The following is a 13,188-nucleotide window of genomic DNA, read 5'->3' as shown; positions in this document are numbered from 1 at the left end:
CCATGTAAAGCAAGAGCACCTCCGAACTGCATAGCCTAATAAAATCAGCTGCTTGCAATCATTTTCACTCTATGCAATCCGAGTGCGGAGGCCCTGGGGAGTACATATATTTAACTTATATAAAAAGCCGCCCACCTTGCAGTGAGCGGCTTTCTCATCAGCCCAGCGTCTGGACTAAATCTTACTCCGGACGCATATGCGGGAACAAGATCACATCCCGGATAGACGGCGCATCCGTCAACAACATCACCAAACGGTCGATGCCGATGCCACACCCGCCGGTCGGCGGCAGGCCGTATTCCATCGCGCGGATGTAGTCTGCGTCGTAGTGCATCGCCTCGTCGTCGCCGGCGTCCTTCTGGGCCACCTGCGCCTGGAAGCGCGCGGCCTGGTCTTCCGGATCGTTCAACTCGGAGTAGCCGTTGGCGTGCTCGCGGCCCACGATGAACAGCTCGAAACGCTCGGTCAGGCCCGGCTGGGTGTCGGAGCCGCGCGCCAGCGGGGAGACTTCCACCGGGTAGTCGATGATGAAGGTCGGGTTCCACAGCAGGGACTCGGCGCATTCCTCGAACAGCGCCAGCTGCAGGCTGCCCAGACCCGGCGCCGGGGGCAGCTTGCCGCCCAGGCGCTTGATCTCGCTGGCCACCCAGGCGGCGTCGGACAACTGTTCGTTGGTGTATTGCGGGTTGTAGTGCTTGATCGCTTCCACGATGGTGAAGCGGTCAAACGGCTTGCCCAGGTCCACTTCCTTGCCTTGATAGCTCACGGTGGTCGTGCCGCAGGAAACCAGCGCGCATTCGCGGATGATGGTTTCGGTCATCTCCATCATGCGCTGGTAGTCGCTATACGCTTCGTAGAACTCGATCATGGTGAACTCGGGGTTGTGGCGCGTGCTCATCCCCTCGTTGCGGAAGTTGCGGTTGATCTCGAACACGCGTTCCAGGCCGCCCACCACCAGGCGCTTCAGGTACAGCTCCGGCGCGATGCGCAGGTAGAGCGGCATGTCCAGGGCGTTGTGGTGAGTGGTGAACGGTTTGGCCGACGCGCCGCCCGGAATCGGGTGCATCATCGGGGTTTCCACTTCCAGGTAGCCTTCGCCCACCATCACGTCGCGCACCTTCTGCACGATCTTGGAGCGCTTGATGAAGGTGTCGCGGCTTTCCTCGCTCATGATCAGGTCGGCGTAACGCTGGCGGTACTTGGTTTCCTGATCGCTGATGCCGTGGAATTTTTCCGGCAGCGGACGGATGTTCTTGGACAGCATGCGCACTTCGGTCGCCTGCACGGTCAACTCGCCGGTCTTGGTCTTGAACAGCACGCCCTTGATGGCGATGATGTCGCCCAGGTCCCAGCGCTTGAAGTCGGCGTAGACGTCTTCGCCCACGTTGTCGCGGGAGATGAAGGCCTGGATGCGGCCGCTCACGTCTTGCAGCGTGGCGAAGCTGGCTTTGCCCATCACACGTTTAAGCATCATGCGGCCGGCGACGGCGACTTCGATTTTCTCGGCTTCCAGCGCCTCGGCTTCTTTGGCGGCGTGGTCGTCCTGCAGCGGTTTGGCGAAGTGGCTGCGTTTGAAGTCGTTGGGGTAAGCGATGCCTTTTTCGCGGATCGCCTGCAGTTTCTGGCGGCGTTCCGCCATGATCTGGTTTTCGTCTTGGCTTTGCGCCGGTGCTTGTTCGTGATCAGACATGATGACTCCGTGCCGGGTTGGGTTCCTTCGGCAAATACACTTTAAAAAAACGGCAAAAACCGGCCGCATGCGGCCGGTCGACAGGGATTAAACGCCCTGTTTCAAGCTGGCTTCGATGAAGCCGTCCAGGTCGCCATCCATGACGCCCTTGATGTTGCCCACTTCGTAGCTGGTGCGCAAATCCTTGATGCGGGACTGGTCGAACACGTAGGAGCGGATCTGGTGGCCCCAGCCCACGTCGGTCTTGGTGTCTTCCAGCGCCTGCTTGGCTTCGTTGCGCTTCTTCAATTCCAGCTCGTACAGCTTGGCGCGCAGCATCTGCCAGGCCTCGTCGCGGTTGCGGTGCTGGGAACGGTCGTTCTGGCACTGCACCACGATATTGGTCGGGATGTGGGTCAGACGCACCGCCGAGTCGGTCTTGTTGATGTGCTGGCCGCCGGCGCCGGAGGCGCGGTAGGTGTCGGTGCGCACGTCCGCCGGGTTGATGTCGATCTCGAAGCTGTCGTCCACTTCCGGGTACACGAACACCGACGAGAAAGAGGTGTGGCGGCGGGCGTTGGAGTCGAACGGCGACACGCGCACCAGGCGGTGCACGCCCACTTCGGTGCGCAGCAGGCCGTAGGCGTATTCGCCCTCGATCTTCAGCGTGGCGCTGGTGACGCCGGCCACTTCGCCTTCGGACAGTTCCAGCACGTCCACCTTGAAGCCCTTGCGTTCGGCGTAGCGGGTGTACATGCGCAGCAGCATGCCGGCCCAGTCCTGGGCTTCGGTGCCGCCGGCGCCGGCCTGGATGTCGATGAAGCAGTTGGTCGGGTCCATCGGGTCGTGGAACATGCGGCGGAATTCCATCTTCGCCACTTTTTCTTCCACTTCTTCCAGATCGGCCTGCACCGCGAGGATGGTGTCGTCGTCTTCCTCGCTCTTGCCCATTTCAAACAGTTCGCGGCTGTCGGCGATGGTGGCGTTGATGCTGTCCAGCACCAGCACCACATCTTCCAGCTGTTTGCGTTCGCGGCCCAGATCCTGCGCCTTTTTGGGGTCGTTCCAGATATCCGGGTCTTCAGTCAGGCGGGAAACTTCTTCCAGACGGTCTTTTTTGCCGTCGTAGTCAAAGATACCCCCGAATATCGGCGGCGCGGGCGGCCAGGTCTTCGATTTTGGCCGCGATTTGGTTCAAAACTTCAACTTCAATCATGATTTCGCTCCAAATGGCAGTCTGTATTAGTAAATTCAAATGTTCATCAGCGGTTTGACTAAAGACAAAAAGCGCACCATTTGGTGCGCTTCTGTTCAGTCAGGCTGAAATCTTAGCCAAACAGGTGAGCGATGGCTGCGCGCTCTTCTTCCAGTTCGGCCAGGGTCAGGTCCATGCGCTCGCGGCTGAACGCGTCGATTTCCAGGCCTTCAACACGCTTGTATTCGCCATTTTCGCATACAACCGGCACGCCGTACATCACGCCTTCCGGGATGCCGTAGGAGCCGTCGGACGGAATGCCCATGGTCACCCACTTGCCGTTGCTGCCCAGCACCCAGTCATGGATGTGGTCGATGGCGGCGTTGGCGGCGGAGGCGGCGGAGGACAGGCCGCGCGCTTCGATGATGGCGGCGCCGCGCTTGCCCACGGTGGGCAGGAATACGTCGCGGTTCCACACGTCGTCGTTGATCAGGGTCTTGACCGATTGACCGTCGATGGTGGCGAAGCGGTAGTCGGCGTACATGGTCGGCGAGTGGTTGCCCCACACGGCCAGCTTCTCGATCGAAGCCACCGGCTTGCCGGTCTTGGCGGCGATTTGCGACAGCGCGCGATTGTGGTCAAGACGCAACATGGCGGTGAAGTTTTTCGGATCCAGATCCGGAGCGGACTTCATGGCGATCCAGGCGTTGGTGTTGGCCGGGTTGCCCACCACCAGCACCTTGACGTCGCGGGCGGCGTGGTCGTTCAGCGCCTTGCCCTGAACGGTGAAGATGGCGCCGTTGGCTTCCAGCAGGTCCTTGCGCTCCATGCCCTTGCTGCGCGGGCGGGCACCGACCAGCAGGGCAACCTTCACGTCCTTGAAGGCCACGTTCGGATCGTCGGTGGCTACCATGCCGGCCAGCAGCGGGAAGGCACAGTCTTCCAGCTCCATCATCACGCCCTTCAGCGCGGTTTGAGCTTGCGGCAGGTCCAGCAGGTGCAGGATGACCGGCTGGTCTTTGCCCAGCATTTCACCACTGGCAATGCGGAACAGCAGGCTGTAGCCGATCTGGCCGGCAGCGCCGGTAACGGCAACGCGAACGGGGGCTTTCATTGGCGGACTCTCCTTTGTCGTATCCGATAATGAGCTGCAGATGTTGCTCTGCAGTATAGATGTAACTGGAGTGTATCACGGCTCTCTATGAATTTGGACTATGGGTCAATAGATTGTTTGTAAACCGGCGTTTTAGTCTTGTGTCTTATATAAGACTTGTCTTTACGCTTGATTTAATTGGTGATAAAACACGCACCATGACTGTCAATACGCTGAAAAGGCAGCCGCTGTACGTTCAGGTCAAGCAGCTGCTGCAGCAGCGGATCGCGGGCGGGGAGTGGCAGGCGCATGACGCGCTTCCCAGCGAATGGGAACTGGCGGATGAGCTGGGCGCGAGCCAGGGCACGGTGAGGAAGGCGCTGACCGAGCTGGTGGACGCCGGCCTGTTGTACCGCCAGCAGGGACGCGGCACTTACGCCGCGCCGGTGCCGGGAGATTGGGGCGAGGCCAGGCTGTTGACGCCGGGCCTGTTCGCGGAGCAGCCGGACGAGTTGGCGCGGGAGTTTCTGGGTTTGTCCCGGTTCAATGCCAGCGAGGACATCGCGGAGGCTTTGCAGCTGCGGCGGCTGGCCCCCTTGCTGCGGATACGGCAGCTGTGGCGGCGCCACGGCGCGCCGGTGGCGCTGGACGACGCGCTGCTGCCGGCCGAGGCGTTCGATGGATTGGACGCGCGCTGGCTGCGCGGTTCGGCTGGCGTCTACGGCACTTTGCAGCAGCGCTACGGCGTGCGGCTGCATGTGGTGAGCGAGCAGTTTCGCGCGGAAATGCTGCCGCGCGAGGAGGCGAGCCTGCTGGGCGTGACCGGCATGGTGGCCGATGTGCCGGCCCTATGTTTGCTGCGCTTGTCAGCGGATATGCAGGGTCGGCCGTTGGAGTGGAGGCAGCGTTACTGCCTGACGCACCAACTGGCTTATACAGTGAAGCACGGTTAGGCGGCCAGGACTTTGACGCAGATTAAACCGCGAGCGGGCAGCGTCTTAGGCCGACATTTGTTAGAATTCTCCGCGCATATTGCAAACGCATTGTATGCAATATGCCTGGCAAGGGCGGATATCGGGCTGCGAACAAAGCCTGAATCCGCCCGGCGGCGCGCCCGGGCGGGCGCGCCGACTTATAAACCACTTGGTCACAAAACATCCAAGGAAAGCCTTATGCAGAAGCAAAGACCGAAGCATCTGGACTTGGCCAGGATCAGACTGCCCGTTCCGGGCTTCGTCTCCATCCTGCACCGGGTCAGTGGTGTGGCGTTGTTCTTTTCCCTCCCGCTGTTGATCTATTTGCTGCACGGTTCGCTCAGCTCCGCAGAGTCGTTCGAAACCTACCGCGCCGTGGTCTCCAATCCGCTGATGAAGCTGGTCGCGCTGGGACTGATCTGGGCGTACATGCACCACTTCTGCGCCGGCATCCGCTTCCTGTTTCTTGACGTTCACAAGGGCCTCGAGCTTGAGACCGCCCGCGCCACCGCGAAAACCGTGCTGGCCGTCAGCCTGACGCTGACCTTGATCCTGGGAGGCATCGCGCTATGGTAAACCGCAATGTTGTCGGCGCCGGCTACGGCCTGCGCGATTGGGTGATGCAGCGCGTCACCGCCGTGATCATGGTGATCTACACCGTGGCCATGGCGCTGTTCCTGCTGTCGCTGCCGTCCGGCTATGAAAGCTGGAAAGAGCTGTTCAGCCACACCTGGGTGCAATTGTTCACCCAGGTTTCGCTGCTGGCGCTGTTCCTGCACGTATGGGTAGGCATCCGCGACGTGTGGATGGACTACGTGAAGCCGGTGGGCATCCGCCTGGCGCTGCACGTGTTCACCATTGTCTGGCTGGTTTCCTGTTTCATCTATTCCGTTAAAGTGGTTTGGGGGCTGTAATGGGCGTAGCTGTTCGTCATTTTGATGCGGTTGTCGTGGGCGCCGGCGGCGCCGGCATGCGCGCCGCGCTGCAACTGTCGGAAGCTGGTCTGAAGACCGCCGTGCTGTCCAAGGTGTTCCCGACCCGTTCCCACACCGTGGCCGCCCAGGGCGGCGTGTCCGCGTCTCTCGGCAACTCCGAGCCGGACAACTGGCACTGGCACATGTACGACACCGTCAAGGGTTCGGACTGGCTGGGCGACCAGGACGCGATCGAATTCATGTGCCGCGAAGCCCCGAAAGTGGTGGTGGAGCTGGAACACTTCGGCATGCCGTTCGACCGCAACCCGGACGGCACCATCTACCAGCGTCCGTTCGGCGGCCACATGTCCGAATTCGGCGAAGGCAAGCCGGTTCGCCGCGCTTGCGCCGCGGCCGACCGCACCGGCCACGCCATGCTGCACGCGCTGTACCAGCGCAATGTGCGCGCCAACACCCATTTCTTCGTGGAATGGATGGCCCTGGACCTGATCCGCGACGCCGAAGGCCGCGTGCAGGGCGTCGTCGCCATGGAGATGGAAACGTCCGAGATCGTCGTGTTCCAGGCCAAGGCCACCTTGTTCGCCACCGGCGGCGCCGGCCGCATCTTCGCCTCGTCCACCAATGCCTTCATCAATACCGGCGACGGCCTGGGCATGGCCGCCCGCGCCGGCATCCCGCTGGAAGACATGGAGTTCTGGCAGTTCCACCCGACCGGCGTGGCCGGCGCGGGCGTGCTGATCACCGAAGGCGTGCGCGGCGAAGGCGGCATTCTGCGCAACAGCTCCGGCGAACGCTTCATGGAGCGCTACGCGCCTAACGCCAAGGACCTGGCCTCCCGCGACGTGGTGTCGCGCGCCATGGTGTCCGAGATCAACGAAGGCCGCGGCTGTGGCCCGAACAAGGATCACGTGCTGCTGGACATCACCCACCTCGACCCCGAGGTGATCATGTCCAAGCTGCCGGGCATCCGCGAAATCTCCATCAAGTTCGCCGGCGTGGACCCGATCAAGGCTCCGATCCCGGTGGTGCCGACCTGCCACTACCAGATGGGCGGCATCCCCACCAATTACCACGGCGAAGTGGTGATCCAGGGACAGCCGGTGCACGGTTTCTACGCCGCCGGCGAAGTGGCCTGCGCGTCGGTGCACGGCGCCAACCGCCTGGGCACGAACTCGCTGCTGGACTTGCTGGTCTTCGGCAAGAGCTCGGCCAACTCCATCATCGAGTTCGTCAAGCAGCAGCCGCAGGATCTGCCGGAACTGGCCATGGCCGACGTGGAGCGCTCCGTCGCCCGCGTCGCGCGCCTGGACAGCCAGACCAATGGCGTGCAGGTGCATGACGCGCGCGCCGAAATGCAGCGCGTGATGCAGGCGCACTGCGGCGTGTTCCGCTTCAAGGACATGCTGGCCGAAGGCGTGGAGAAGATCCTGCAGGTGGCCGACATGGTCGCCAAGACCGAGATCGGCGACAAGTCCAAGGTGTTCAACACCGCCCGCATCGAAGCGCTGGAGCTGGAAAACCTGATCGAAGTGGCCAAGGCCACCATGGTTTCCGCCAATGCCCGCACCGAAAGCCGCGGCGCCCACGTGCGCGACGACGCGCCGGACACCCCGGAAACGCCGAACGGCCGCGACGACGTGAACTGGCTCAAGCACACCCTGTGGTTCCGCGAAGGCAACCGTCTGGAGTACAAGCCGGTGAACATGAAGCCGCTGTCCGTGGAAACGATCAAGTTGAAGGCCCGCTCCTACTAAGGGTTGAACCAGAGATGACTACCGAAAACGTCAAATTCCGCATCTACCGCTACGACCCGGACAAGGATGCCAAGCCGTACATGCAGGACATCAGCGTGGAGATGGACGCGACCGAGCACAAGCTCCTGGACGCGCTGGTCAAGCTGAAGACCAAGGACGACACGCTGTCCTTCCGCCGCTCCTGCCGCGAAGGCGTCTGCGGCTCTGACGCGATGAACATCAACGGCAAGAACGGCCTGGCCTGTCTGACCGACTTCCGCACGCTGAAGCAGCCGATCGAGCTGCGTCCGCTGCCGGGCCTGCCGGTGGTGCGCGACCTGATCGTGGACATGGCGCAGTTCTTCAAGCAGTACCACTCGATCAAGCCGTACGTGATCAACGACGCGCCGCCGCCGGAACGCGAGCGCCGCCAGTCGCCGGAAGACCGCAAGGAGCTGGACGGCCTGTACGAGTGCATCCTGTGCGCGTGCTGTTCCACGTCCTGCCCGTCGTTCTGGTGGAATCCGGACAAGTTCGTCGGCCCGGCCGGCCTGCTGGCCGCCTACCGCTTCATCGCGGACACCCGCGACACGGCGACCAGCGAGCGTCTGGACAATCTGGAAGACCCGTACCGCCTGTTCCGCTGCCACACCATCATGAACTGCGTCGATGTGTGCCCCAAGGGTCTGAACCCGACCAAGGCGATCGGCAAGATCAAGGACCTGATGGTCCGGCGCGCGGTATGACGGGCTACGATCCGATCGAACTGAAACGGATCCGCTGGCGCTCCCGGCGGGGCCTGCTCGAACTGGACCTGGTGCTGGAGAAATTCTTCGCCGGTCCGTTCGAGCGGCTGACCCCGGCCGAGATCGACGCCTACCGGAGCCTGCTCGATCTACCCGACACTGACTTTCTGGACATCGTCAACGGCAAGGCCGATCTCGAAGATCCGGAACAAATGGCCATAGTAGCGATCCTGCGATCGCTGTGACGGCCTTCACCACACTACAACAACGAAATGACTGGGAGTATTGCTGTGGAAACGAATCGCAAAGTCACGCTCAGCTACAACGAGGGTAAAGAAACTATCGACCTGCCGGTGCTGCAGGGCAGTCTGGGTCCGGACGTGGTGGATATCCGCTCGTTCGGCAAGACCGGCATGTTCACTTTCGACCCGGGCTTCCTGGCCACCGCCAGCTGCGAATCCGGCATCACCTTCATCGACGGCGACCTGGGCCAGCTGTACTACCGCGGCTACCCGATCGAGCAACTGGCCGAGAAGAGCGACTACCTGGAAGTGTGCTACCTGCTGCTGAACGGTGAACTGCCGACTGCAGAGCAGCGCAAGGAATTCGATCGCGGCGTGATGCGCCACAACATGCTGCACGACCAGCTGATGAGCCTGTTCAAGGGCTTCCGCCGCGACGCGCACCCGATGGCCGTGATGGTGGGCGTGGTGGGCGCGCTGTCCGCCTTCTACCATGACTCGCTGGACATCTCCAATCCGGAGCATCGCCGCATCTCGGCCCACCGCCTGATCGCCAAGCTGCCGACCATCGCCGCGCAAGCTTACCGCTACAACAAGGGCCTGCCGTTCTCGTATCCGAAGAACGGTCTGACCTACGCGGAAAACTTCCTGCACATGATGTTCTCCACCCCGTGCGAAGAGTACAAGGTGAACCCGGTGCTGGCCCGCGCCATGGACCGCATTTTCACCCTGCACGCCGACCACGAGCAGAATGCTTCCACCTCCACCGTGCGTCTGGCCGGCTCCTCCGGCGCCAACCCGTTCGCGTGCATCGCCGCCGGCATCGCCTGCCTGTGGGGCCCGTCCCACGGCGGCGCCAACGAAGCCGTGCTGAAAATGTTGGATGAAATCGGCTCCGTGGAAAACGTGGCCGACTTCATGCAGGGCGTGAAGGACAAGCGCTACAAGCTGATGGGCTTCGGCCACCGCGTGTACAAGAACATGGACCCGCGCGCCGCCATCATGAAGCAGACTTGCGACGACGTGCTGAAGGAACTGGGCCTGCACAACGATCCGAAGTTCAAGCTGGCCATGGAGCTGGAAAAGATCGCCCTGAACGATCCGTACTTCATCGAGCGCAAGCTGTACCCGAACGTGGACTTCTACTCCGGCATCGTGCTGGCCGCGATCGGCATCCCGGTTTCCATGTTCACCCCGATCTTCGCGCTGGCCCGCACCGTGGGCTGGATCGCGCACTGGAACGAGATGATCGGCGATCCGGGCATGAAGATCGGCCGTCCGCGCCAGCTGTACACCGGCGCGCCGCGCCGCGACTTCGTGGAAGTCGCCAAGCGTTGATCTGAAAAACCGGGGTTGGCTGGAGCGGGGGCTTCAGCCAGCCCTTTTTTTACAGAGCGCTGGGGCAAGGACGCCTTGCCCAAGCGCTTTGCGCGAATGCAGCAACATCCAGACAAAGGGTAGCCAGACCATGATGCAATCCATGTACAGCCATTCCTACCTGTTCGGCGGGAATGCCCCGTTCATCGAGGAGCTGTACGAACAGTACCTCGCTGACGCCAACTCCGTGCCGCAGGAATGGCGCGATTACTTCGACAAGCTGGCGCAAGCGCCGGGCGCCGCCGAGCGCGACGTGCCGCACCAGCCCATCCAGGAGTCGTTCATCCAGTTGGCCAAGAAGCCGGTGACCGGTCTGCGCGGCAGCGCCGCCACCGACTGGGACGCCATGCAGAAGCAGGTGGGCGTGCTGAAGCTGATCTCCGCCTACCGCGTGCTGGGCTCGCGCCAGGCCAATCTGGACCCGCTCAAGCGCATGGACCAGGAGATCGTGCGCGAGCTGGACCCGGCCACCCACAGCCTGACCGACGCCGACATGGCGGTGCAGTTCAATGTCGGCTCCCTGGTGGGCCCGCAGAAGCTGCCGCTGTCCGACATCCTGTCCCGCCTGAAGCAGACCTACTGCGGCAACATCGGCGTGGAATACATGCACATCACCCACTCCGACGAGAAGCACTGGGTGCAGAAACGCTTCGAGGGCGATCTGTCCACCCCGCGCTACGATGCGGCCAAGAAGCAGCGCATCCTGAAGCAGATCACCGCGGCTGAGACGCTGGAACGCTACCTGCACACCAAGTACGTCGGCCAGAAGCGCTTCTCGCTGGAAGGCGGCGAATCCGCCATCGCGGCGCTGGACCACCTGATCCAGAACGCCACCGAGCAAGGCGTGCAGGAACTGATCATCGGCATGGCCCACCGCGGCCGCCTGAACGTGCTGGTCAACACCCTGGGCAAGCAGCCGCGCGACCTGTTCGCCGAATTCGAAGGCAAGGCCGCCCAGCAGATGGCTTCCGGCGACGTGAAGTACCACATGGGCTTCTCGTCCGACATTCCGACCGCCAACGGCCCGATGCACGTGTCGCTGGCGTTCAACCCGTCCCACCTGGAAATCGTCAACCCGGTGGTGGAAGGCTCGGTCCGCGCGCGCCAGGAGCGCCGCAAGGACGCTGAGCGCAAGACCGCTGTTCCGGTGCTGATCCACGGCGACTCCGCCTTCGGCGGCCTGGGCGTCAACCAGGGCACCTTCAATCTGTCGCAGACCCGCGGCTACGGCACGGGCGGCACCATCCACATCGTCATCAACAACCAGGTGGGATTCACCACCTCGGACACGCGCGACATCCGCTCCACGATGTATTGCACCGACGTGGCCAAGATGATCGAAGCGCCGATCCTGCATGTGAACGGCGACGATCCGGAAGCCGTCTGCTACGTGATGCAGGCCGCGCTGGACTACCGCATGACCTTCAAGAAGGATGTGGTGATCGACCTGGTGTGCTACCGCAAGCTCGGCCACAACGAGGGCGACGACCCCTTCCTGACCCAGCCGATGATGTACAAGAAGATCGCCAAGCACCAAGGCGTGCGCGCGATGTACGCCGCGCGCCTGGTGCAGGAGGGCGTGCTGAAGGCCGAGGAAGCCGACGCGCAGATCCAGGCCTACCGCGACGCGCTGGACAAGGGCGAGCACGTAGAACAGACCGCGCTGACCAACTACCGCCGCGAGCACGCGCTGGACTTCAGCCAGTACCTGGGCACCCATTGGGCGCACCCGACCGACACCTCGCTGCCGCAGGCCGACATCCAGCGCCTGACCGACAAGTTCACCGCGCTGCCGGAAGGCTTCAAGCTGCACCCGACCGTGCAGAAAGTGCTGGCCGCCCGTAAGGCGATGGCCGCCGGCGAGCAGAACGTTGACTGGGGCATGGCCGAGACGCTGGCCTACGCCTCCCTGGTGACCAACGGCTTCGGCGTGCGCATTTCCGGCGAAGACTCCGGCCGCGGCACCTTCTCCCACCGCCACTCGGTGCTGCACGACCAGAACCGCGAGCGCTGGGACCAGGGCAGCTATGTGCCGCTGCGCAATATGTCCGACAACCAGGCCGACTTCCTGGTGATCGACTCCATCCTGAACGAGGAAGCGGTGCTGGCCTACGAATACGGCTACGCCTGTTCCGCTCCGGACCAACTGGTGATCTGGGAAGCCCAGTTCGGCGACTTCGCCAACGGCGCCCAGGTGGCCATCGACCAGTTCATCTCTTCCGGCGAGACCAAGTGGGGCCGTCTGTGCGGCCTGACCACCATCCTGCCGCACGGCTACGACGGCCAGGGCCCGGAGCACTCCTCCGCCCGCCTGGAACGCTGGCTGCAGCTGTGCGCCGAGCACAATATGCAGGTGGTGATGCCGTCCGAAGCCGGCCAGATGTTCCACATGCTGCGCCGTCAGGTGCTGCGCCCGTACCGCAAGCCGCTGGTGATCTTCCTGTCCAAGCGCCTGCTGCGCTTCAAGGACTCCATGAGCCCGATCGAAGACCTGACCACCGGCAGCTTCCGCCCAGTGATCGCCGACTCGGTGGTCAAGGACGCCAAGAAGGTCAAGCGCGTGCTGCTGTGCGCCGGCCAGGTGTATTACGACCTCGCCGCCGCCCGCAAGGAGCGCGGCCTGGACGACGACATCGCCATCGTGCGCATCGAGCAGCTGTATCCGTTCCCGACCGAGCAGGTGGCCGCCGAGCTGGCGCGTTTCCCGCAGGCCAAGGAAGTGATGTGGGTGCAGGAAGAGCCGCGCAACCAGGGCGCCTGGTACCAGATCCGCCACCGCCTGGAAGGCCTGCTGAGCGCCAAGCAGCAGCTGTCCTTCGCCGGTCGTCCGTCGTCCGCCTCGCCGGCCGTCGGCTATATGAGCAAGCACGTCGCGCAGCTGAAGGCCTTCGTCGAAGAAGCGATGACGGTTTCCCGCTGAGCCAACGAGAGAACAGGGGCGGCATCGCGGCCGCCCCGCCATGGAGAAGAACATGCTGATTGAAGTCCAAGTCCCGCAACTGCCGGAATCCGTATCCGAAGCCACGCTGATGAGCTGGCACAAGAAGGTTGGCGAATTCGTCAAGCGCGACGAGAACCTGATCGACCTGGAAACCGACAAGGTGGTGCTGGAACTGCCGGCGCCGCAAGCCGGCGTGCTGGTGGAAATCGTTGAGCAGGACGGCGCGACCGTTACCTCCGGCCAACTGATCGCCAAGATCGACACCGCCGCCAAGGCAGGCGAC

Annotated in this window: 12 protein-coding genes; 9 read left to right on the top strand and 3 right to left on the bottom strand. The window is 62.9% G+C overall.

What is annotated here, in order from left to right:
• Positions 1–181 precede the first annotated feature (181 nt).
• The 3 genes from lysS to C2I19_RS17755 all read right to left on the bottom strand — a co-directional run bounded on the left by lysS (position 182) and on the right by C2I19_RS17755 (position 3,978).
• Entirely contained in the window at positions 182–1,690 is a 1,509-nt protein-coding gene (gene lysS / locus C2I19_RS17765; protein WP_103903984.1) for a lysine--tRNA ligase, read from the bottom strand.
• 87 nt (positions 1,691–1,777) lie between these two features.
• Positions 1,778–2,885 (bottom strand): peptide chain release factor 2 gene (gene prfB / locus C2I19_RS17760; RefSeq protein WP_103903983.1). Its coding sequence is split into 2 segments (ribosomal slippage): positions 1,778–2,800 and positions 2,802–2,885, totalling 1,107 coding nucleotides; the frame shifts between segments, so codons are not numbered across the junction.
• Positions 2,886–2,997: 112 nt separating this feature from the next.
• Positions 2,998–3,978 carry a malate dehydrogenase gene (locus tag C2I19_RS17755; RefSeq protein ID WP_021478556.1) on the bottom strand — a complete coding sequence of 327 codons (981 nt, stop codon included), beginning with the start codon at positions 3,976–3,978 and terminating at the stop codon, positions 2,998–3,000.
• A 197-nt stretch (positions 3,979–4,175) separates the two neighbouring features.
• On the opposite strand from C2I19_RS17755, the gene C2I19_RS17750 reads away from it, so the two are divergent.
• The 9 genes from C2I19_RS17750 to C2I19_RS17710 form a co-directional block, all read left to right on the top strand.
• Entirely contained in the window at positions 4,176–4,910 is a 735-nt protein-coding gene (locus C2I19_RS17750) for a GntR family transcriptional regulator (protein WP_103903982.1), read from the top strand.
• 219 nt (positions 4,911–5,129) lie between these two features.
• Positions 5,130–5,507 carry a succinate dehydrogenase, cytochrome b556 subunit gene (gene sdhC, locus C2I19_RS17745; protein WP_103903981.1) on the top strand — a complete coding sequence of 126 codons (378 nt, stop codon included), beginning with the start codon at positions 5,130–5,132 and terminating at the stop codon, positions 5,505–5,507.
• Positions 5,501–5,845 (top strand): succinate dehydrogenase, hydrophobic membrane anchor protein, encoded by a 345-nt coding sequence (gene sdhD, locus C2I19_RS17740; protein WP_103903980.1) that lies wholly within the window; start codon positions 5,501–5,503, stop codon positions 5,843–5,845. The genes sdhC and sdhD overlap by 7 nt, the downstream gene beginning before the upstream one ends.
• Positions 5,845–7,620 (top strand): succinate dehydrogenase flavoprotein subunit, encoded by a 1,776-nt coding sequence (sdhA, locus tag C2I19_RS17735; RefSeq protein WP_103903979.1) that lies wholly within the window; start codon positions 5,845–5,847, stop codon positions 7,618–7,620. The genes sdhD and sdhA overlap by 1 nt, the downstream gene beginning before the upstream one ends.
• 14 nt (positions 7,621–7,634) lie before the next feature.
• The gene (locus C2I19_RS17730) at positions 7,635–8,345 is read left to right on the top strand and encodes a succinate dehydrogenase iron-sulfur subunit (protein ID WP_103903978.1); all 711 of its coding nucleotides are present in this window, start codon (positions 7,635–7,637) and stop codon (positions 8,343–8,345) included.
• Positions 8,342–8,590, top strand: coding sequence for an FAD assembly factor SdhE (locus tag C2I19_RS17725; RefSeq protein ID WP_103903977.1), 249 nt, complete (start codon positions 8,342–8,344; stop codon positions 8,588–8,590). The genes C2I19_RS17730 and C2I19_RS17725 overlap by 4 nt, the downstream gene beginning before the upstream one ends.
• Positions 8,591–8,617: 27 nt before the next feature.
• Positions 8,618–9,925, top strand: a complete 1,308-nt coding sequence (gene gltA, locus C2I19_RS17720; protein ID WP_199181254.1) for a citrate synthase — start codon at positions 8,618–8,620, stop codon at positions 9,923–9,925.
• A gap of 130 nt (positions 9,926–10,055) precedes the next feature.
• A complete protein-coding gene (locus tag C2I19_RS17715) occupies positions 10,056–12,884 on the top strand; it encodes a 2-oxoglutarate dehydrogenase E1 component (RefSeq protein ID WP_103903975.1) in 2,829 nt (942 codons plus the stop codon).
• Between the two features lie 52 nt (positions 12,885–12,936).
• Positions 12,937–13,188: biotin/lipoyl-containing protein (locus tag C2I19_RS17710; RefSeq protein WP_304529155.1), on the top strand; the 252-nt coding region annotated here is incomplete at its 3' end.

The sequence above is a fragment of the Chromobacterium alticapitis genome (genome assembly GCF_002924365.1).
In the GTDB taxonomy this organism is placed as follows: domain Bacteria; phylum Pseudomonadota; class Gammaproteobacteria; order Burkholderiales; family Chromobacteriaceae; genus Chromobacterium; species Chromobacterium alticapitis.
This window is presented reverse-complemented; position numbering and strand designations above follow the sequence as displayed.

What these genes read in the sequence shown, in the direction of transcription:
- lysS (WP_103903984.1), bottom strand. Translation starts at nt 1,690, where the DNA reads ATGTCTGATCACGAACAAGCACCGGCGCAAAGCCAAGACGAAAACCAG.
- C2I19_RS17755 (WP_021478556.1), bottom strand. Translation starts at nt 3,978, where the DNA reads ATGAAAGCCCCCGTTCGCGTTGCCGTTACCGGCGCTGCCGGCCAGATC.
- C2I19_RS17750 (WP_103903982.1), top strand. Translation starts at nt 4,176, where the DNA reads ATGACTGTCAATACGCTGAAAAGGCAGCCGCTGTACGTTCAGGTCAAG.
- sdhC (WP_103903981.1), top strand. Translation starts at nt 5,130, where the DNA reads ATGCAGAAGCAAAGACCGAAGCATCTGGACTTGGCCAGGATCAGACTG.
- sdhD (WP_103903980.1), top strand. Translation starts at nt 5,501, where the DNA reads ATGGTAAACCGCAATGTTGTCGGCGCCGGCTACGGCCTGCGCGATTGG.
- sdhA (WP_103903979.1), top strand. Translation starts at nt 5,845, where the DNA reads ATGGGCGTAGCTGTTCGTCATTTTGATGCGGTTGTCGTGGGCGCCGGC.
- C2I19_RS17730 (WP_103903978.1), top strand. Translation starts at nt 7,635, where the DNA reads ATGACTACCGAAAACGTCAAATTCCGCATCTACCGCTACGACCCGGAC.
- C2I19_RS17725 (WP_103903977.1), top strand. Translation starts at nt 8,342, where the DNA reads ATGACGGGCTACGATCCGATCGAACTGAAACGGATCCGCTGGCGCTCC.
- gltA (WP_199181254.1), top strand. Translation starts at nt 8,618, where the DNA reads ATGACTGGGAGTATTGCTGTGGAAACGAATCGCAAAGTCACGCTCAGC.
- C2I19_RS17715 (WP_103903975.1), top strand. Translation starts at nt 10,056, where the DNA reads ATGATGCAATCCATGTACAGCCATTCCTACCTGTTCGGCGGGAATGCC.